The organism is Streptomyces xingningensis (assembly GCF_054957865.1).
Genome location: NZ_JBDJPF010000005.1, coordinates 50,285 through 69,400, shown reverse-complemented (window position 1 = coordinate 69,400; position 19,116 = coordinate 50,285). Strand labels below are relative to the sequence as shown.

Here is a 19,116-nt window from a genome sequence, read left to right as displayed (position 1 = left end):
CTCCGAACAGCTGGCGTGTCAGGATCAGTTGATATCGACCGGGTTCCCGGTGATCTCCGTTGAGCCGCCCTTGAGGGTGAGCTTCTTGTCGCTCTCGACGGTGACGGTGGTGGCCTTGAGCGTGATGCTGCTGTGCTCGCCGGTTCCCTCGATCCGCACGGTGCCCGCCTTCAACACCACCGTGCCGCTGGGTCCGGCGTCGACGGTGATGGTGCCCTTGCGCCCGTCCAGCACCACGCTCACCTCCTTGTCGGGATCTCCGGCATCGAGGGAGAGAAGGGTGTCCTTGCGGTTCAGATGCGCGGTAAGCCTGCCGTCACCGGATTTCAGCCGTACGCCCTGGGGGCCCTGGGCGGCGCTGAGGAGTTCCAGCCGGTCGCCGTCGCGCGAGGACACCGACCACCGGTTCGCCCGGCCGGTGGTGGCGTCGATCAGCGGCAGGCCGTGGTCGGTGGGCGCGTCCTTGCCGTTGTAGAGACCGCCCAGGACGTACGGGCGGTCCAGCCGCCCGTGCTCGAAGCCCACCAGCACCTCATCGCCCACCTCCGGGGCGAGCACCCCGCCACCGCCCGCGCCGCCCCACTGCACCGTGCGCACCCAGTCGGTGACATACCGCTGGGAGAGCCAGGGCAGTTGCAGGCGCACCGCGCCTCGCTGGCCCTGCCCGGGTTCCCTGGTGTCGGTGACGATGCCGACGGCCACTCCCAGCCCGCGCAGCGGCGGCGGGTCGGACACGACCGGAGGGGCCGGTGCCCCCACCCGTAGCTGTGTGACATAGCCGTGCTCGCCGTCGAAGTCGAAGGTCTGACGACAGGCCGTGATCGTGTAACGCCCCGCGAACGGTTCGCCGATACCGCTGATGGTGACGGGCAGTCCGGCCCGTAGAAAGGGTGTTCCGGAGACGGTCGCCTCCAACTCGGCCATGGACGAGGCGGTTTCCTCGGCGACCGCCCGCGCCGCGGCGTCCACCTGTTGGGAGGTGGTGCAGGGGCGGCCGGAGACCAGAAGCTCGGGTGAGGCACCGAACGCGGAGGCGAGACGGCCGGGTGTGGTCCCCAGTTGGAACCGGGAGCTGTCGGCCGCCGAGGCCTTCGCCACGACCGGAGCCTTGGTGCTCGGGTCCCAGCCTCGCACCTCCACCTCCTTGACCTGTCCGGTGGAGGAGACGGACGCGCGGAGCGCCAGCAGGTTCACGCCGTACTGCAGGACGAACGGACTCCGGTCGGCGCCCGCCGAAGGCGATGGCGCCTGTGCGGCGGGCGGGAGGCGGCGCATGGTCAGTTCACGGTCCTCCACCGCCAGGTGCAGGCCGCGCTGCTCGGCGAGGTGGGCCAACAGCTCCCAGTCGGTAAGGCCTGGTTGTGACTGATGCGCGATGGGGGTCTTCTCCGCTTCCATGGTTCCGGTGCTCAGCCGATGCCGGGCGGCGACCTCGGATGTGATCTCCTCCACGGTCTTCCCCACATACGCGGCCACCCGGCTCCCGCGCATCAGCCGGTGCCCCCGGTCGGTGGCCCGCACGACTGTGAAGCGGCCCTCGCTGTCCAACGTCGTCTCCAGCGCGGTCACTTCACCATGGAAGATCCGCACCTGGGTCCGGCGGTGTGCGGCGGCGACCGATACGGTCACCTCGGTGCCGGGAGTGATGCGCGCGGCCTTCAGCAGCTCATGCTTCTGATCTCGAAAGCGCAGATATGCGGTGGACGGCAGATTGGTCGCGGATTCCACGGTGGCGGCCACCAGTTGTTCGGCCCATGCCTCCCGGAGGGAGCTGCCACCGAAGGTGAGCACCGGCTCTGCCGCGTAGGCCGGCTCGGTCATCGGGCATCGCCCCCGTACTCCTCCACCACGGGAACGACCAGCACCGTTCCCGGGGGCACGCGCGCCGGGTCGTCGATGGAGTTGGCGCGGGCGATGGCGCGCCACCGGGTGGCGTCCCCGTAGGCGCGCCAGGCCAGGCCCGGCAGGGTGTCGCCGGGGGCCATGCGGTGCGTGCCGACCGGTGCGTCCGAGCCGGAGCTGGGGTTCTGCCGGGCCGGGGAGCCGCCGACCTCCTCCAGGGTCAGGGTGCATTCGGCGCGCAGCGGCGTCCCGTTCGCGGCGAAGCGCGTATAGGTGGCATTGACCTGGGTCACCAGGGCGAGGAACGCCGTGGTCTGGGACCGGCCCCAGTCCAGCCGGACCCAGGGTGCGGAAGCCGGTTTCGCCGCCGTGCTCTGGGCGGTGGGGGCACAGCAGCTCAGCAGGCGCTCCACCTGGTCCTGGACCCCGCTGCCACGCCCCGGGGAGTCCAGGAACACCTCGAGGTTCATGGTGCGGGGCAGGGCGCCGACGAACTGTGGGCGAGCTGCCGTTCCATTGGAGGGTGCCCTGCTGCGGTTCCAGTGGGCCTGCTTGGTGACGGTGAGCCGCTCGGGGTTGAAGTGGAGTTTCACCCGCCCGCGTTCGGGCCCCGGGGTGTTCCCGGGGCCCGTCGGGGGGTCGTAGATCACCAGCGCGGCCCGTACGGGGGCGCCTCCCACGGGCAGGACGGGCATGGGTTCCTCTCGGTCGGGTGCACGGTGATCGGGCCGGTGGATTTTCGGCTCAGACGGTGACTGCCACAAAGCCGTTGTGGGCTATCTCCAGGGTTTCGCGGGCGGGCCGGGACTGCTCGGTGTCGAAGCCGGGGCCGTTCCAGCGCACCGGGATCACCCCGTCGAGCAGCCATCGCACCAGTGGCTTGCGGTCCGGGCCCAGTGCGAGCAACTGCCCGGGCAGCGGCGCAGGTTCGTCGATCTGCTTCTGCAGCCAGAGCCACACCAGCGCCGTCTGCCGGGTGAGCGGCCTGCCCAGCACCACGTTCGAGTAGCGCATTCGGGTCGGGAGGTGCCAGACCCGGCCGTTCGTCCCGCCTTCGACTCTCTCCTCGACCTCCATGACGCAGCCGAGCCCGTCGCAGGAGGTGAAGGAGCCGAGAGTGTGATCACCGATGGACAGCTGGAACAGGGAGCTGACGGCGAACGGCTGGTCCGGCATGAACGCCTCCGTTGTCCTCGGGGGGCCTGTTCAACGGGGATCGGTGCGGCCACCCGGGTTGGCGTGGAGGGGCATACCGAGGGCCGACCGGCGGCCGCCGAGTGGTACGGCCCGTGGCAGCAACCGCCCCGGCAGGGCCATGGCGGGAGCGGGTCGCCAGGCCGCCAACTCGCCGCGTACACAGGCCAGTCGGGTGCCTGTCGGGGCACTCGGCCGCAGTGGCGCGGGCATGGGCGTCCGGGGCTCGGGCGCCGTCCGCTCGGGCGCCGTCCGCTCGGGCGCCGTCCGCTCGGGCGGTGGCCGGTGATCGGCAGGCGGCCGGGCGCGGCGGTGGAACGGGCGGCGGAACCATGGGCGATCGCTCATCGGGTTCCTCCGGGGTCCGCCTGTAAGGCGTTGATACGGACGATTTCCCGCACCCACGCGCGCCGCTCACGGTGCGGGAGGGAGAGGGTGTCCGCCCGCGCCCAGTGGAAGTGATAGGCGATATAGGCGGCTTCCTCCCGCAGGCGGTGCGCGGGGTGCGTCAGGTTTCCCCCAGGCGGCCGCCGGCCACCGGGCCCGGGAGGGCGAAGTGCGTGCCGCAGGACGGGCAGGCGACCGTCTGCCGGTCGTCGCCCAGTCCGTTGATCTGGCGGTAGAAGTCCTGGAGATAGGCGAGATCAGCGGCGAAGAGCCGCTCCACCACCTCGGCGTGGATGTCGGTCAGACCACCCAGCCTGGTGATCACCAGGCTGAGCAGCACGACCCCCAGGTATGCCGGGTTCTCGCGGACCCTCTGGTCGATCAACGGCGACAGCTCGTCCCGCGCGGTGGCCAGACGCATGCTGCCGTGCCGGTGCACGGTGCCACCGTCGTCGATGTATCCATGGGGCAGTTCGAACTCGAACTCGGTGCGTAACCCGGGGGCTTGTTGCCGCATGGGCCGATTCTCCAGTGGGGAGTGCCGATGGTTGACGGTCGTCAGCCGGTCACGTATTCGCGGAACACCACACCCGCGAAGGTGTCTTCGGCCCAGGCTTCGACCTTGAACCTGCCGGGGTCGGAGCCGGCGATAAGGGCCGGCGAGGTGGCGGTGCCGTCCTTGACGCTGAGGACCTCGGCGGTGGCGCCGGAGTCCTTGAACGAGGCCATGTCGTCCAGGATCCGGAAGGTGACCTTGATATCCGGGACGGGTGCGCCGTTCTTGTCCTGCACGACGACGACGAGCGGGTCGGTGAACTCCTGGCCGGCTTCTGCCTTCTGGCCGGCCCCCGACTGGTAGGCCACCCGGTCCGCGGGCCCCACCTCATCCTTGACCGTGATGTTCTCGAAGGGGGTGGAGACGCCCTTGTCCGGCCAGGTGGCCGAGACGCTGACGGGGCCGACCTTCTTCGCCTGAAGCCTGGCGCTCTCCGCGATGCCCTCCCCGTCGGTGGTGCGAGGGTCTGTTGGCTTGTTCCCCTCGAACCGGGCCTGGTCGCCGGTTACGGCGAAGGTGATGCCCGCGCCCTTGACCGGAGTGCCGTCCAGCTTGGTCGCCTTGACCTTCAGCCGGTCGGGGAACCAGGCGCCGACCTTTGTCTCCTGCCCCTGCCCGGACAACGGCGTCAACCGGAACTTCGAGACGCGGAACATCTCGCCGGTGCCCTTGAGCCCGACCCACAGCTGGGAGTCCGCGTCCACCGCGATCCCCGATGGCTTGCTGCCCTTGCCGGTCGGGATGGATCCTGCGACGGTCGTCTGCCCGGGGAGGACATAGCCCACGGTGTCGATGTCGGGCATGGTGAACCACAGGGAGCCGTCGGCCAGTGCGAAGAGGCGGTCGGGTACGGCGGGGGTGTCCACCTCCTGGAGGGTGGGGTCACCATCGAGGCGGCGTTTGATGACCTTCTTGCCGGTGGTCGCCACCCAGAGCGCGCGTTCCGTCCGGGATTCGGTGATGGCGAGATGTCCGGGTTCCGCGTTGAGGTTGACCGGGCTCTTGGAGAACTCGCCGGTCGAGGCGTCGAACTCGACCACGCTCCTGGCGCCGGGAGAACTCACCCAGTACTCCTGGGGGTTCTGTCGCCCGATGGCGATTCCCTGCAGGGGCGTGGGGTAGGCGTTGGATGTCGATACGTTCCCCTGCGCGTCGATTAAGGTCAGCGCGTTCTTGCCGGAGAGGGTCGCGACGATGATCTCCGCGTCGCCCTTGAAGTTCTTCCCGATCGCCATGGCCGGGCAGTTCGCCGCCGAACTCTTGCCGCGATTGTCGTAGTGCCCGGTCGCCGAGCAGGAGACCACCCGACCACCCTTTGAATCCTGTGCATAGGTCCAGGTGGCCCGTTCCCAGGAGACCAGGGTCTGCGCGGTCTTGCCGCCTTCGTCCGGTGGGAAGACCACGCTCTCGTGGGAACTCGGCACGAACTTCCCGAACTTGGCGTCCTGGGTGAGGAACCAGATGTTCTTGTCATGCGGGTTGTAGACGACCATGACGGGCTTGGCCGACCCCACCAGGGGATAGTGATCGGTTTGCGCTGTCGGTGACATTCCTGGTTTCTCCTCTCCGGCGGAGGTGTTCAGGACTTTTCGGTTTCTTCGTCCCCGTCATGCTCGACGCGGAAGGTCACCGTGGTGGGCGGTTCGGTGTCGGCATAACCGACCTCGACCCGTACCTCTTCTGCGGCGGTGCCGGTCCGCAAGGGAGGGACGACGGCCCTGCCGAGGGAATCCGTGGTCAGCAGACACTCCTGGCTTCCATCGGTGAATGTCGTGCCTTCGGCCACCAGGCGGCAGGTGAGCGGAATTCCGGGAATCGGGATCCCGTTGTTGATGTACTGCACGAGGAGAGGTTGTCCGGTGGTCTGCCCGGGGGTCGCGGTATGCACGAGCTGGGCCACGTACTGGGTCTTGCCTGGATCCTTGGGGATGTCGTACTTCCCAATGGACTTGCCACTGGGGTTGGTGTACCAGACCGCGTTCCTTTTCGAATCCAGGCAGATCCCCATGGCCTCGCTGCCTTGCGGCAGGGGTGCGCTCGGCACCTGGCTGATGTTGTTGTCCGTCTTGAAACGGTAGATGGCGGTACTGGCGGCCACCCAGATATTGCCGTCGGTGGCGAACATCAGCTGGCGGGGTTCCCCTGGGAGCGTGTCGCTCTGGATCCAGGCCGGATCTCCGGTGACCTTCCGCTTGCAGATCTGATTGGGGTTCGTCGTGCTGACCCAGATGCACGGGGAACCGTCGGAGTCGGTGCCGCAGATGACATGGACAGGCTTCTGGTTCGCGCCCGCCGGGAGCGCGATGTGCTGCGGTTCCTTGTCCACACCCGGGGTGTACTTGTACAGACCGTTGGTCTTCCGCACGTAGTTGCCCGTCGTGCTCACCTGGCCGGTGGCCCAGTAGGTGCAGTTTTCGAGCTTCTGGTTGTCCTTTGGGACCGTGACCGCCACCGACCAGAGCCAGGTGTCGTAGACGGGGTTCTGCTTCGGGTCGGGGAAGGTGTAGAAGCGCGGCTTCAGCTCGTCTGGTTTGACGTAACCCACCTTGGTGTCCACCGGTTCGGCGAACATGATGTAGTACTCGTATTTCTTGGGGTTTGAACCCGGCACTTCGAACATGACCCACGTGATGGTCTGAGCCCTGGCCTGGTCTCCAAGCTTGTACTCGTTGATCTTGCGCTGTTTACCGATGTCGACTTGATACTCGACGATCGGGTCGTAGTCCTGCTCGTGGGCGGGAGAGGCGAACCACACCACTTTCTTTTTGTCTACCCGATTACTGGGATCCGGGATGATACCGGCGGACAGCTGACGAATGTCGTTCGTCACCTGGAGCTGTGTGGTATCCGGATCTTCTGGGTTGACCTGGATCAGCGACTTGTCGTGAGTCGTGACCCATAGGTAGCCGTCCGGCCCAAGGGTGATGGAATGTGGTTTCACATTCCCCACTAACTTGCTTTCTTTGATCGCCATGCGGGAACTCCCCTCCCCTGTCGTGCGCCCATCCACTGTGCATGACGTGAGATAGGCGGCGCACTCTCGATCGTTCGCAGTATTCAACGGTACTGACATCGCTCCGGCGGTCGGCAACCCTGACGTCTGTCATTCACTCGATCGGGGGAATCCGGTGAGGTGGCCGGGAACGTTCTGTCGAGCGTTTAAAGACACCTCTAGATCGAATTCAGGAAACGTTTCCGTAAGGTGGGTCACGTTCCACTGATTCAGCGGTAACCGGCCAGGGAAACCTACATCTGGACAACGAGGAAAGTGAGGTCACATGACCAAAAACGATTCTGTGCGGGCGTCCGAAAACAACCCGGGGACGAGGCGCAGGAATTCTTCGTCGGAAGCGCTTTCCCCGCATCGGACAACGCCCGCCCGGCTTCCCCGCACCGCCCCCGCCGGTCCGCTGAGCCACGAGGTTGTGCAGGCACTCCAACCCACGGTCGGTAACGCGGGGGTGAGCACACTCCTCACCGGGCAGGCCATGGCCGCTCCCGCCCGGCCCGGCTCCGGACGTCCCGAGTCGGCGCTGACCCACGACCCCCGTGCGTTCCTCCAACGGCATGTGCTGTCACTGGACTTCCTGCGAGGGCTGCGACTCTACGCCCCCGGCCTCTCCCCGCACGAGTGTGACGGTGTGCTACGCGCCATGAACGACCCCGCACTGGAGCGGCACTGGTTCGTCCTGGTCGAGGACGGCCGGGACACCACCGGCCTCTCCCGCTACGTCCTGACGCCGGCCGTTGAACAGTATGTTCACCACTACGGTGATGACGAGCCGTTCGCCGCTCTCAACGGCTCCGCCGCGCTCCCCGGCCCACGCCAGGACGGCACCTACCTGGAGGCGTCCTATATCCCGTATCTCCGGGGCGGCACCGCGAACCCCGAGCAGTCCGTAGGACACACTTCCGTCCGACGCGACCGCCAGGACGGCGAGTTCAGCCCCGACTTCGTCTTCACCGCGACGATGAACGGCTGCGCCCTCGCCGTGACGGTCGAAGGGGACCGTAACCGGTTCACGGCCTGGCACTACCAATCCCCCGGGGCCAGGTCCAACCTGGCTCCCGCCCGGATGTTCCGGAGCGGCAGGGGAGCCACCGACTGGTTCGGGCCCGGCGAGTACGAAAGCGAGCACCAGGCCGGCCTGTTCGAGGTGGCCAATATGCTGTGGCGCGGACCTGACGGCTGGCAGATCCTCAGCCAGGAGACCAGCACTGGCACCCACACCAGGACCGCCAACCTCACCCGCTTCCGTAGCCGGCCCCTACACCTCGCGCCGGGGAACGAGCCGGTCTACACGGCTGCCGTCTACCAAGGCATGGCTCGCGATCAGCGGGGCCGGCTACAGGAGGGCTACCGGGCGATCGTGCGCGGCGACCCCGCTACGGAGGAGCTGCAGATGCTGTGGGGGATGGTCGAGCTGATGGACCGTTGCCTGGTCCAGGACCTCGAAGCGCTCGGCGACGTACAGGACTTCGACCAGCTGGCGCGGCTCGCGGACTCCTTCGCCGCGCTCCACGCGCATCTGCGTGATCAGCTGGAGACGGCACTGGCGGGTGCGGCGGCGCTCGCCGCACCGGGCGCCGTTGAGCCGGGGCGGGTGGAGAGGGTGCGCACCCGGTATGAGCGGATGAGGAATCTGGTGCTGGAGTTCGCGGAGGCGCCGTGGATCGACGCGTTACGGACCGAGGTACGCGACCACCGGGAAGGCGGGCGGGCTCGGGAACGATGACCCGCTCGCGGATACGGCCGGGCCCGGTCCTGACTTGCCGATTGGACTTCCTCGTTCTGTGTGCGCAGGCGATCACCTGGAATCGATCTGGCGACTGAGCGCGTCGACCTCCGCGTAGCCGGGGATGCCGGCGGGCAGCGGCTCGCCTTCCCGGACCGCGACTGCCGTGGTGACCGCGGCGTTCAGGGCTGCGCGGAAGAGCAGGGAGCCGGTGCTGACCCGCCGCACTCCCAACTCCGCCAACCGGTCGAGGCCGAGGGCGGGCAGGTGCAGCACGTTGACCGGCACCGGCACGGCGGCGGTCACGGCGGCGATGTCCTCCTCCCTGGCCAGGCCCGGCACAAAGATCCCGTCGGCGCCCGCGTCCACGTACCGTCGCGCGCGGTCCAGCGTCGCGGGCACCGAGGCGTCGACCCCCAGCCAGTAGGTGTCCGCAGGTTGATCCCGGCGACCCCGAGGTCGGCCAACTCGGATACCAGGTCAGCTACATCCCGCGGGTCGGCGCTGAAGCCCGTCTCGATGTCGACGGTCACCGGACACGGCAACCGGACCAACCTCCGCGCCAGCGCGACGGTTTCGTCGCGGCCAATCCCGCAGCGTCGGGCAGGCCGTTGGCCGCGGCCACACCGAGGCTGGTTGTGCCGATAGCGGCGAACCCGGCAGCGGCCAGCGCCGCGGCCGACGCGAAGTCCCAGGCGTTGGGCAGCAGCAACGGCCGGTCCGCGTGGTGCAATGCGTGGAAAACGGTGTTCAACGGGTCCTCGCTTCGACCAGGCCGGCCGCGAGCGCGTGCTCACGGCCAGGGTATGCGTGGGGGCCGATTCCGAAAGGCACTTCTGTGAGGCCGACCTCAACGAGCGTGCCGTCCGGCGTTATTCGGCGGGTCAGGGGCACCGGCGGATCGGTTCGACCGGCCACCGCGTTCGCCACCAGGGCCTTGGTCGCGTCGCAGGCCTGAACGAGCAACCCGATCCGGTTGGCTGTGGCTTCGTCGGCGACACCGCCGCAGGCAGGTCGAGTGCTTCGGCGAGCACCTCGACCGGCCCGCCCCCGCGCTCAGCTGCCCGCAGCCGAAGACGGCGAGCACCGCCGCAAGTACGGCGAACAGCCGGGATCCCATTTTCGATATGCCGACGATATGGCACCGGCCCGTAGCATCAGACTATGCGTGTGATAGTCGTCGAAGACGAGCCCTACATGGCAGAGGCCATCCGTGATGGGCTGCGCCTGGAAGCGATTGCGGCCGACATCGCCGGTGACGGTGATACCGCTCTGGAGCTGCTGAGCATCAACGCTTACGACATCGCCGTCCTCGACCGGGACATCCCCGGACCTACCGGTGACGAGATCGCCAAACACATCGTCGCCTCCGGCGGCGGCATGCCGATCCTCATGCTGACCGCTGCCGACCGGCTCGACGACAAGGCCACCGGGTTCGAGCTCGGCGCCGACGACTACCTCACCAAGCCCTTCGAACTCCGAGAACTCGTGCTCAGGCTCAGAGCACTCGACCGCAGGCGCGCCCACAACAGGCCACCTGTGCGAGAGATCGCAGGCCTGCGTGTGGATCCGTTCCGCCGCGAGGTCTACCGCGAGGGCCGCTATATCCCGCTCACCAGGAAGCAGTTCGCTGTGCTCGAAGTCCTCGCCGCTGCCGAAGGCGGTGTCGTCAGCGCAGAAGAGTTGCTGGAGCGAGCGTGGGATGAGAACGCAGACCCGTTCACCAACGCCGTGCGCATCACGGTCTCGGCCCTGCGCAAACGCCTCGGCGAGCCCTGGCTGATCGCCACCGTGGCCGGGGTCGGATATCGCATCGACACAGGACCGGACCCCGATGACCGGGGAGCGGAGCGTGGATAGGCGTCGAGGGTTGAGCGTCCGCCTCAAGCTCACCCTCAGCTACGCCGGGTTCCTCGTGATCGCGGGCGCCTTGCTGCTCGCCGCCGTGTGGGTGTTCCTTCTGCGAGGAAGGTCGAGCAGCCTCAACGTCCCCGATCTGTCCGACTTCCTACGCGTCTTCGACCCAAGCAATTTTGGCCCAGTCGTCTTCGTCCCGGCGGGAATCCTAGTGCTGGCGTTCCTGCTGGTGTTCGGTCTCGTGGGCGGGTGGATTCTGGCCGGCCGGATGCTCACCTCGCTGATTCGCATCACCGACGCCACACGCAGGGTGGCGAACGGATCGCTCTCCCACCGGATCCGCCTACCGGGCCGCCGAGATGAGTTCCGCGAACTCGCCGACTCCTTCGACATCATGCTCGCGCAGCTCGAGGCCCACGTCGCCGAACAGCAGCGATTCGCGGCCAATGCCTCTCACGAACTGCGCACCCCGCTGGCGGTCACGCAGGCGCTTCTCGACGTGGCCCGCGACGATCCGAACCGCGACACCTGCGAGCTTGTCGAGCGCCTCCGCGTGGTCAACACCCGAGCAATCGACCTCACTGAAGCATTGCTCCTGCTCAGCCGCGCCAACCATCGGTCATTCACCAGGGAACACGTCGACCTGTCCCTCCTGGCGGAGGAAGCCACTGAAACGCTCCTCCCCTTGGCAGAAAAGAATGGCGTCACCATCGAAACCTCCGGCGACAAGAGCACCACCATCGGCTCAGAGGCGCTCCTGCTGCAGATGACCACGAACCTTCTGCACAACGCGATCGGCCACAACCTGCCTGAACAGGGCATCGTATGGGTGAATGCCGGCGTCCGCCCCAACACTGTTGTGCTCACTGTCGAGAACACCGGCGAAAAGCTCACCTCACAACTGGTCTCGACACTCACCGAGCCATTCCAGCGCGGCACCGAACGCCTACACGCCGGCCACGCAGGCGTCGGCCTCGGCCTGGCAATCGTCAAAAGCATCACCCAAGCACACGACGGAACCCTCACCCTCACCCCCCGCCCCGCCGGCGGGCTCCGCGTCACGGTGCAACTACCCGCCGCGTCAGCGCACACACAAACCGATGGCGATCAGGCCTGACGAACGTCCGGATCCCACAGGGGAAACCACTGCCTGCCCACGGCCGGAGCGATCTCGGGGTCTCGGCGGCCCAGCTGCGCCAGGTGCGGCTCAAACGAGTGGCCCAATGCTGTCATCGACAGGCTGCCTCAGCCTCGACGGGACATGTAGACGTCGAATGCCTTATAAAGCAGGCGATTCAGCGGCAGATCCCATTCGCCGAGATACTCCACGGCTTCGCCGCCGGTGCCGACTTTGAACTGGATCAGGCCCAGGTGCGGGGCGTTCTCGTCCACGGTGTCGGTGATGCCGCGCAGGTTGTAGACCGTACATCCGGCAGCCAGAGCGTCAGTGATCATCTTCCACTGCACGGCGTTCGACCCGCGTACCTCCCGTTTGGCCGTGGCGGAGGCGCCGTAGCTGTACCAGGCGTGCTCTCCGACCCGGACCCAGATGGTGGCGGCAACGAGGTCACCTTCGTGGTGGGCGAGGTAGAGCCGGATCCGATCCTTGTCCTCGGCCAGCAGCGCCTCGAACATGGCCGGGAAGTAGCTGAACGGCCGCGGGATGAAGTGATCACGTTTCGCGGTCTCGAGGTAGACCCGATAGAAGCCGGGTAGGTCCTCGACACTGCCCTGGGTCACGATGACGCCCGCTTTGCCGGCCTTCTTGATGTTGCGCCGCCAGAGCTGGTTCATCCCCCGAAGAAGTTGATCTTCGTTCTTGCCGGCCAACGGGACCTGGAAAACCCAGCGCGGCTGCCCGGCGGAGAATCCCTCTTCTTCTTTCGGCGGGCGCCAGCCCAGATGTCGCAGCTGGATGCGGGCCCGGGCGGCGGCGTCGTTGACAGTGTCCGGCGGCACATCGCTGAGCCTGGTGATCTCCGGGTCGGCGATCGCGGCCTTGATCGTCGCAGCACTCCAGGTACGGGTCACCGCCGTCGTCCCGATGCGTATGGCGAAGGCGCCCGAGCGCTTCAGGTGGTCCACCAACGGGCCGAGCCAGCCGGCCAGATCATCCGAGGCCCAGTCGATCACCGGCCCTTCGGGCAGGTACGCCAGCGACGTCTTGAACCCGGGCAGCCGCCGAAACAGCACCAAGCCCGCGCCGACCAGTTGATCGCGGTCGTCGAACCAGCCCAGCGACTCCGACCCCCACTCACTCTTCACCGACGCCCAGGCTGGGGTCTGCAGGAAACTCACCGCAGGGTGGGTCGCGTTGAACGCGGCGTGATCGCTCGCCGTGATGGTCCGTACCCGAAAAGCCACAGCCGCTCCTACCTGTCGTCCATTGGTCGATCTACCAGCACATCGTGGGGTCCGGACGCGAGCGCGGCGGCGACCTCGTCGAGGCGCGCCCCGCGGGAGGCCTTGACGAGCACCACATCGCCGGCAGTGAGCCGACCGCGCAGCCACTCGACGGCCGCGGCGTTGTCGGCCAGCGCCACCGCCCGCTCTCCGGCGCCGTCGGCGAGCGGCCGGGCGCCGACCGCGACCACCACGTCGGCCCGGAAGGCGGCGTACTCCCCGATGGCGCGGTGCTCGGCCTCGCTGTCGTCGCCGAGTTCGAGCATCTCGCCGAGGACGGCGATACGGCGCTTGCCCTCGATTGCCGCCAGCGCGTCCAGGGCGGCACGGGTCGAGTCGGGGTCCGCGTTGAAGGAGTCGTCGAGCAGCGTTGCACCGCCGACGAGGTCACGTAGCTCCAAGCGCCACTTCGACAGCGAGACCGTGGGCAGCGCCGCCGCGGCCACATCGAGGGAGACGCCGGCCGCCAGCCCCACCGCCGCGGCAGCCGCCGCGTTGAGCGCCTGGTGCGTGCCCACGAGCGGTAGCGCGACCGGAGCCCAGGCGGTGGCGGTCCGCAGTGTGAAGGACGGCCGGGCGAGCCGGTCCAGCACCACGTCGAGTACGCGAACGTCGGCGTGTTCCGCCCGGCCGAAGGTCAGCACCGGGCGGTCGGTGAGCGAGCGCATTGCGGCCACCCGGGGATCATCGGCGCCCAGGACCGCGGTGCCGCCGGGCGCCAGACCCTGCACCAGCTCACCCTTGGCCCGGGCGATCGCCTCGCGCGACCCGAGATAACTGAGGTGGGCCTGGCCGACGTTGAGGACGACACCGACGTCGGGCGCGACCAGGCCGGTGAGTTTGGCGATGTCGCCGATGCGGCGGACTCCCATCTCAAGGACGAGGAACCGGGTGGCCGCGTTGGAACGCAGCATGGTGAGCGGCACGCCGAGCTCGTTGTTGAGCGAGCCGATCGTGGCGACCGTCGGCGCGGCGCTCGACAGCACGGCCGCCAGCAGGTCCTTGGTGCTGGTCTTGCCGCGGGATCCGGTCACCCCGACGACGGTCAGCCCGTCGCGCAGCCGTGCCACGACGTGGGCGGCGAGCGCCTGCAACGCGGCCTTGGCGTCCTCGACGACGACGGTCGGCAGCGCCGTGGGCCGGGAGCCGAGCACGGCCACCGCGCCGGCCCGGCCGGCCTGAACGGCGTAGTCGTGGCCGTCGGCGTGTTCGCCGGCGAAGGCGACGAAGAGGCCGCCCGGCTCGGCCTGCCGGCTGTCGAGCACGGCTGGCGCGGTCACTGTCACGGCGCCGTCGCCCTCGACCGTCCCGCCGACAACTGCGGCGATCTCGCCGAGGCTGAGCGGGATCACGACCAGACCGCACAAGGATCGGCGAAGCGCTTCAACAACCGGCCGCTCGCCATGACGGCGAGCGGGGGCGGGCCGGCGAGGTAGGGGATGGCAGAGGATGACTCGCTGGAACTCATGCCGTCCAGTCAAGAGAGCGTGGCGTTGCCGGCGCATATGCATTTTTTGATACGCCGACGATATGTTGCCGGCCAACACCCCGCGAGAGCATGGATGGAGCTCTGAGGGCGACACGGCAATGTGTTGCGCATTCACCCCGCCGGCATCCTCTGCGGGTGGGGACTCGTTCTTGAAGATCAAGACGAGCATCGTCCTGCGCTTGTGGCGGTCGGCAACATATTGTCGGCGTATCAAAAAATGCATACGCGCCGACAACACCACGCTCTCTTGACTGGACGGCATGAGTTCCAGTGGACCAACACGAGCGGCGGTGTGCTGTACCCGAGCGTCGGCGTCGCCCTCAGGGGCCGTCTCGACAACGGGAATCACGGTCTATGGATGCGAGCGGGATGAGGCCCTTCTACTCCGAGAAATGGCGCCTCGCTTTGGCGTGGTGCCAACCATCACGAAGGAAGCGGTATCTGAAGCCAATATCGACCTGGCAGTCGGGAATCGATGCATCAGCGTCGGCCACAAGACGCAAGTCACCCGTGCCACGCTCGTCGCACTGAGCCGCGCCGGTGTGGAGTATCTCTCCACACGAAGCGTCGGATGCAACCACATCGACGTGAGCTGCGCGGAGAGCGTCGGTATCTCCGTCGGAAACGTGGCCTATTCTCCCGACAGCGTTGCCGACTACACGCTGATGCTGATGCTGATGGCTGTGCGCCACGCGAAGGCCACCATCCGTCGCGCCGATGCCCATGACTACCGACTGAGTGAGATACGCGGCAAAGAGCTGCGCGACCTGACTGTCGGAGTGGTCGGCACGGGGCGTATCGGCACAGCAGTCATCGACCGGCTGCGAGGCTTCGGCTGCCGCGTGCTGACCTACGACAATCGCCCCAAGACCTCCGCCGATTGCGCACCGATCGACGAGCTGCTTCGGCACAGCGACATTGTCACGCTCCACACCCCGCTCACCGCAGAAACCCGCCATCTTGTCGATCGCCGACGCATCGAGCAGATGAAACATGGCGCGTTCATCGTCAACACCGGACGCGGGCCACTCATTGACACCGAAGCCCTTCTTCCGGCATTGGAGAGCGGCAGATTGGGCGGCGCGGCGTTGGACGTCCTCGACGGCGAGGAAGGAATCTTCTACACCGACTGCCGAAACAAACTCATCGAGAACCGCTCGCTGTTGCGACTACAAGAGTTGCCGAATGTGCTCATCAGCCCGCACACGGCCTATTACACCGACCACGCGCTGAGTGACACCATCAGGAACAGCATCCTCAACTGCCTCGACTTTGAAAGCGGGAACACGTGCACAGGTTGAAGATCGGCATCATCTTCGGGGGCTCTTCCGAAGAACACCCCGTCTCCGTCAAGTCCGCCCAAGAGGTCGCAAAGAACCTCGACACCGGTAAATACGAACCGTATTGGATCGGCATTACGCAGTCCGGTGCCTGGAAGCTCTGTGGCTCCCCTGGCGCAGACTGGGAGAACGGCGGCGCTCGTCCGGTCGTGCTGTCACCCGACCGAAGCGTCCACGGACTGCTCGTCCTGGAACAGGGACGATTCGAAGTGATCCGTCTGGACCTCGTATTGCCCGTTCTGCACGGCACACTCGGCGAAGACGGTGCGGTCCAGGGCCTGTTGGAGCTCTCTGGCGTCCCCTATGTCGGCTGCGATGTCCAGAGCTCTGCCATATGCATGGACAAATCCCTGACCTACACCGTCGCCAAGAGCGCGGGAATCGCCACGCCAAATTTCTGGGTGGTCGCGGGGAACGAGAAGGTCGACGCCGGCCGGCTTCCTTATCCTGTCTTCGTGAAGCCGGCCCGTTCGGGCTCATCTTTCGGCGTCAGCAAAGTTGCCGGAGAAGAGGATTTGCCGAGTGCACTGGACGCCGCACGACAGTACGACGTGAAGGTCCTGATCGAAGAGGCCGTGGCCGGGAGCGAGGTCGGCTGCGCGATCCTGGGGGAACCATTCGCCCCGATCGCGGGCGAGGTGGACCGCGTAGCCCTCGCACACGGATTTTTCAGGATCCACCAGGAGGACTCGCCCGAGACTGGTTCGGAGAACTCGACGTTCATCGTTCCCGCCGACATCTCCGAAGAATCGCGTCGGCTCGTCCAAGAGAGCGCCAAGACCATCTACCGCACACTGGGCTGCCAGGGGCTTGCCCGCGTGGACATGTTCCTCAAGGAGGACGGTCAGGTGGTACTCAACGAAGTCAACACCTTGCCCGGCATGACCTCCTACAGCCGCTATCCCCGGATGATGGCCGCCGCAGGACTGCCGCTTTCCGAAGTGATCGACCGGCTCGTGTCAATGACACTGCACCGGAAAAATCGGTGAACGACGACTTCGTGTATCTGGACGAGCTGGTGCCCGGCATCCGTTGGGATGCCAAATACGCCACCCGGGACAACTTCACCGGAAAGCCGGTAGCCGGATACCTGGCAAATCGGATAGTCGGCACCAGAGCTTTGTGCACAGCCCTGGGGCGAGCGCAAGAAGAAGCCGCGTCCCTCGGCTTCGGCTTGCTTGTTTGGGACGGATACCGTCCGCAACGCGCCGTCGACTGCTTCCTGCGCTGGTCAGAACAGCCGGAGGATGGTCGGACAAAGCAGCGCCACTACCCAAATATCGACAGATCCGAGCTTTTCGACAAGGGATACGTAGCTGTCAAGTCGGGCCACAGTCGCGGCAGTACCGTCGACTTGACGCTCTACAGCCTTGCCACCGGAGAAAATGCCCGCATGGGCGGCGGCCACGACCTCATGGACCCGATCTCACATCATGGAGCAAGAGGAATAAAGCCCATCGAAGCAGGAAATCGCGAGCACCTTTGCTCCATCATGGAGAACTGCGGATTTGCTCGCTACGCCTGCGAGTGGTGGCACTACACGCTGAAAAGCGAGCCTTATCCAGATGTCTATTTCGATTTTCCCGTCACATGATGGAACCCTCCCTTACATCTCACAGTGGGGAAGCCTGGACCGGAACGACGAGGTCGTCATGCAGCGTGCCGCCCCATCAGGTCTCGACGTCTTCCTGAGGTGCACCGATTCATCGCAACTGCACGACTGGGCCTCCGATGGATACCACTCGTGCGAGGAGTACCTGTTCTGGTCCCGCAAAGTCTGCGGCTTGGCATGCCTGCAGTCTCTGCTCCATGGCTGGACGGACATCCGACTGCCGATGCGTGAACTCCTCGCGCTGGCCCTCGACTGGGGCTGCTACGTGGTGGAACCCCGGGGCAAGGTCCAGGGACTGATCTACAGGCCATTCATGGCCTGGGCCAGCTCACAATTCGGATTCAAATGCCAACTGGTCGAGAACGCGCCGATTCAAGCATCCGCCCGAGCGGTGCGCCCCGGGCGAGTCCTGATCGCTTCAGTGTCTCCCGAGATTCGCGACCCAAGAACCTGTGAACCGCGACGGGGAGGGCATCTTGTGCTGATTCATGCGGCCCATGGCGGGATGGTGCGTTTCCATAATCCGTCGGGCTACTCCCACAATGCAGACTCCGCATCGCTGCCCATGCGCGTATTCGAGCGGTTCCATGCAAGACGCGGAATCCTGGTCAGCGCGACATCATGAGACCAGGCGAACCGGCACCGCGCATCGTTGTCACCGCGCAGGTTGCACGAGCGAGCAACCCGGGTGGCACGACGGCGATATGAGTGGGTGACCGGCTGGGTGGGCTGTGGTGCGACGAGGACTTCGTCGGCTGGTACCCGCGGGACGGGCATCCGGGTCTTTCGCCTGCTCGGCCCGTCTCAAGGAGGCCGGACTGGTGCGCGCGCACCACGCAGCGCCGGACGCCGACGGTTAGGTGACCGTGGACCTGGACGGGGTGATCGTCATCGCGCACTCCGGCATCCAGGACGCTGCCGCGACCTGGAAGAAGAGCTGTCGCCACCACCCGCTGACGGCTTCGTCGACCATGGCCGCGGCGGGGCCGGGGAACCGGTCGTGGGCCTGCTGCGGCCCGGGAACACCGGCTCCAACACTGCCGCCGACCACATCGAGGGCCGCGAAACCGGCCCGCTCGTTGCTCTCCCGCCCCCCGGCTGACCAGCAGCGTCCTGTCCCAACGAGCAGCACACCCCGGAGCCGTGACTCGGGTGCGCTCTGAACGAGCATGAGGGTCCGTCGACAAGTTGACGGGCCCTCATGCAAGATCGAGGTCAGTCGTCCTTGCGTGCTCTGTGGATCCGGAAATCGCAACGGCTCGCGCCCTGCATCAGCGTCTGGGTGCGCTCGAACACGATGTCCTCGCCGATGTGTGGCAACATCTGGTAGTCGAGTGAACAGGCCAGATGGAACCCGATATCGGCAAGCCCGAGTTCGCCATAGAACTTCGCGAGCGAACACTCCGTGACGTCATAGTTCAGCACGTCCTCGTTGGCTTCGTGTATCTCGACGGTCTCCTCGCCCGATTCGGAAAGCTGATTGACGAGCCGACGCAGACTCACCAGAGGCGGGCCATCGGAGAGCGAGCGGATCGCGGTGCCTGCCTGCTGGGCGTAGGGCTCCAGTCCCTTGCGCATGAGCTCGTCCGCGGGCTTTCGGCCAAGCTCCTCACGCATGACCTGGAGTAGCGGAGCGAGTACCAGCGCTTGCACCCTGAGCTGGTCACCGAACGAGATGTGTGAGAGATCATTGGACATTT

Annotated in this window: 18 protein-coding genes and 2 pseudogenes; 8 read left to right on the top strand and 12 right to left on the bottom strand. The window is 66.5% G+C overall.

The genetic code is table 11. From position 1 onward, the window contains the following. Positions 1-24: 24 nt before the first annotated feature. From ABCR83_RS04360 to ABCR83_RS04325, 8 genes are read right to left on the bottom strand one after another with little or no spacing between them, the layout of a single operon-like run. Complete coding sequence (locus tag ABCR83_RS04360; RefSeq protein ID WP_462693423.1) at positions 25-1,821, bottom strand: VgrG-related protein; 1,797 nt, start codon at positions 1,819-1,821, stop codon at positions 25-27. Then, positions 1,818-2,537 (bottom strand): CIS tube protein, encoded by a 720-nt coding sequence (locus ABCR83_RS04355; RefSeq protein WP_462693422.1) that lies wholly within the window; start codon positions 2,535-2,537, stop codon positions 1,818-1,820. Before ABCR83_RS04355 ends, ABCR83_RS04360 begins: the two co-directional genes overlap by 4 nt. Before the next feature lie 49 nt (positions 2,538-2,586). After that, on the bottom strand, positions 2,587-3,018 hold the full coding sequence (locus ABCR83_RS04350) for a phage tail protein (RefSeq protein WP_462693421.1): 432 nt from the start codon (positions 3,016-3,018) through the stop codon (positions 2,587-2,589). Positions 3,019-3,048: 30 nt separating this feature from the next. Beyond that, the gene (locus tag ABCR83_RS04345) at positions 3,049-3,384 is read right to left on the bottom strand and encodes a hypothetical protein (protein WP_462693420.1); all 336 of its coding nucleotides are present in this window, start codon (positions 3,382-3,384) and stop codon (positions 3,049-3,051) included. After that, the gene (locus ABCR83_RS04340) at positions 3,381-3,527 is read right to left on the bottom strand and encodes a DUF6760 family protein (RefSeq protein WP_462693519.1); all 147 of its coding nucleotides are present in this window, start codon (positions 3,525-3,527) and stop codon (positions 3,381-3,383) included. Before ABCR83_RS04340 ends, ABCR83_RS04345 begins: the two co-directional genes overlap by 4 nt. Before the next feature lie 17 nt (positions 3,528-3,544). Then, positions 3,545-3,940 carry a hypothetical protein gene (locus tag ABCR83_RS04335; protein ID WP_462693419.1) on the bottom strand — a complete coding sequence of 132 codons (396 nt, stop codon included), beginning with the start codon at positions 3,938-3,940 and terminating at the stop codon, positions 3,545-3,547. A gap of 41 nt (positions 3,941-3,981) precedes the next feature. Beyond that, positions 3,982-5,529 (bottom strand): hypothetical protein, encoded by a 1,548-nt coding sequence (locus ABCR83_RS04330; protein WP_462693418.1) that lies wholly within the window; start codon positions 5,527-5,529, stop codon positions 3,982-3,984. 29 nt (positions 5,530-5,558) lie between these two features. Beyond that, on the bottom strand, positions 5,559-6,953 hold the full coding sequence (locus tag ABCR83_RS04325) for an NHL repeat-containing protein (RefSeq protein WP_462693417.1): 1,395 nt from the start codon (positions 6,951-6,953) through the stop codon (positions 5,559-5,561). Positions 6,954-7,440: 487 nt separating this feature from the next. On the opposite strand from ABCR83_RS04325, the gene ABCR83_RS04320 reads away from it, so the two are divergent. Beyond that, the gene (locus tag ABCR83_RS04320) at positions 7,441-8,715 is read left to right on the top strand and encodes a hypothetical protein (RefSeq protein WP_462693416.1); all 1,275 of its coding nucleotides are present in this window, start codon (positions 7,441-7,443) and stop codon (positions 8,713-8,715) included. A gap of 72 nt (positions 8,716-8,787) precedes the next feature. On the opposite strand, the pseudogene ABCR83_RS04315 reads toward ABCR83_RS04320, so the two are convergent. Then, positions 8,788-9,427: pseudogene (locus ABCR83_RS04315) on the bottom strand (isocitrate lyase/PEP mutase family protein). A gap of 452 nt (positions 9,428-9,879) precedes the next feature. Between ABCR83_RS04315 and ABCR83_RS04310 the strand changes: the two are divergent. Together ABCR83_RS04310 and ABCR83_RS04305 are read left to right on the top strand one after the other, a co-directional pair. Continuing rightward, positions 9,880-10,575: a response regulator transcription factor gene (locus ABCR83_RS04310; RefSeq protein ID WP_462693415.1), complete on the top strand. Its 696-nt coding sequence runs from the start codon at positions 9,880-9,882 to the stop codon at positions 10,573-10,575. Then, a complete protein-coding gene (locus ABCR83_RS04305) occupies positions 10,568-11,689 on the top strand; it encodes a sensor histidine kinase (protein WP_462693518.1) in 1,122 nt (373 codons plus the stop codon). The genes ABCR83_RS04310 and ABCR83_RS04305 overlap by 8 nt, the downstream gene beginning before the upstream one ends. Positions 11,690-11,817: 128 nt before the next feature. Here ABCR83_RS04305 and ABCR83_RS04300 read toward each other — a convergent pair whose 3' ends face one another. Together ABCR83_RS04300 and ABCR83_RS04295 are read right to left on the bottom strand one after the other, a co-directional pair. Next, the gene (locus ABCR83_RS04300) at positions 11,818-12,936 is read right to left on the bottom strand and encodes a lipid II:glycine glycyltransferase FemX (protein WP_462693414.1); all 1,119 of its coding nucleotides are present in this window, start codon (positions 12,934-12,936) and stop codon (positions 11,818-11,820) included. An 8-nt stretch (positions 12,937-12,944) separates the two neighbouring features. Further along, entirely contained in the window at positions 12,945-14,327 is a 1,383-nt protein-coding gene (locus ABCR83_RS04295; protein WP_462693413.1) for a UDP-N-acetylmuramoyl-tripeptide--D-alanyl-D-alanine ligase, read from the bottom strand. 397 nt (positions 14,328-14,724) lie between these two features. On the opposite strand from ABCR83_RS04295, the gene vanH reads away from it, so the two are divergent. The 5 genes and pseudogenes from vanH to ABCR83_RS04270 all read left to right on the top strand — a co-directional run. Beyond that, positions 14,725-15,765: a D-lactate dehydrogenase VanH gene (vanH, locus tag ABCR83_RS04290; protein ID WP_462693412.1), complete on the top strand. Its 1,041-nt coding sequence runs from the start codon at positions 14,725-14,727 to the stop codon at positions 15,763-15,765. Further along, positions 15,753-16,793 (top strand): D-alanine--(R)-lactate ligase, encoded by a 1,041-nt coding sequence (gene vanA / locus ABCR83_RS04285; RefSeq protein WP_462693411.1) that lies wholly within the window; start codon positions 15,753-15,755, stop codon positions 16,791-16,793. Before vanH ends, vanA begins: the two co-directional genes overlap by 13 nt. After that, positions 16,790-17,398 (top strand): D-Ala-D-Ala dipeptidase VanX, encoded by a 609-nt coding sequence (gene vanX / locus ABCR83_RS04280; protein ID WP_462693410.1) that lies wholly within the window; start codon positions 16,790-16,792, stop codon positions 17,396-17,398. Before vanA ends, vanX begins: the two co-directional genes overlap by 4 nt. Beyond that, positions 17,370-18,041, top strand: a complete 672-nt coding sequence (locus tag ABCR83_RS04275; RefSeq protein WP_462693409.1) for a hypothetical protein — start codon at positions 17,370-17,372, stop codon at positions 18,039-18,041. The genes vanX and ABCR83_RS04275 overlap by 29 nt, the downstream gene beginning before the upstream one ends. Before the next feature lie 235 nt (positions 18,042-18,276). Next, a pseudogene (locus tag ABCR83_RS04270) lies at positions 18,277-18,470 on the top strand (IS1380 family transposase); the annotation flags it as partial. A gap of 161 nt (positions 18,471-18,631) precedes the next feature. On the opposite strand, the gene ABCR83_RS04265 reads toward ABCR83_RS04270, so the two are convergent. Further along, positions 18,632-19,114: an L-2-amino-thiazoline-4-carboxylic acid hydrolase gene (locus ABCR83_RS04265; protein WP_462693408.1), complete on the bottom strand. Its 483-nt coding sequence runs from the start codon at positions 19,112-19,114 to the stop codon at positions 18,632-18,634. Positions 19,115-19,116: the final 2 nt, after the last annotated feature.

Coding starts and splice junctions, on each gene's coding strand:
- ABCR83_RS04360 (WP_462693423.1), bottom strand. CDS start 1,821: ATGACCGAGCCGGCCTACGCGGCAGAGCCGGTGCTCACCTTCGGTGGC.
- ABCR83_RS04355 (WP_462693422.1), bottom strand. CDS start 2,537: ATGCCCGTCCTGCCCGTGGGAGGCGCCCCCGTACGGGCCGCGCTGGTG.
- ABCR83_RS04350 (WP_462693421.1), bottom strand. CDS start 3,018: ATGCCGGACCAGCCGTTCGCCGTCAGCTCCCTGTTCCAGCTGTCCATC.
- ABCR83_RS04345 (WP_462693420.1), bottom strand. CDS start 3,384: ATGAGCGATCGCCCATGGTTCCGCCGCCCGTTCCACCGCCGCGCCCGG.
- ABCR83_RS04335 (WP_462693419.1), bottom strand. CDS start 3,940: ATGCGGCAACAAGCCCCCGGGTTACGCACCGAGTTCGAGTTCGAACTG.
- ABCR83_RS04330 (WP_462693418.1), bottom strand. CDS start 5,529: ATGTCACCGACAGCGCAAACCGATCACTATCCCCTGGTGGGGTCGGCC.
- ABCR83_RS04325 (WP_462693417.1), bottom strand. CDS start 6,953: ATGGCGATCAAAGAAAGCAAGTTAGTGGGGAATGTGAAACCACATTCC.
- ABCR83_RS04310 (WP_462693415.1), top strand. CDS start 9,880: ATGCGTGTGATAGTCGTCGAAGACGAGCCCTACATGGCAGAGGCCATC.
- vanH (WP_462693412.1), top strand. CDS start 14,725: ATGAGTTCCAGTGGACCAACACGAGCGGCGGTGTGCTGTACCCGAGCG.
- ABCR83_RS04275 (WP_462693409.1), top strand. CDS start 17,370: ATGTCTATTTCGATTTTCCCGTCACATGATGGAACCCTCCCTTACATC.
- ABCR83_RS04265 (WP_462693408.1), bottom strand. CDS start 19,114: ATGTCCAATGATCTCTCACACATCTCGTTCGGTGACCAGCTCAGGGTG.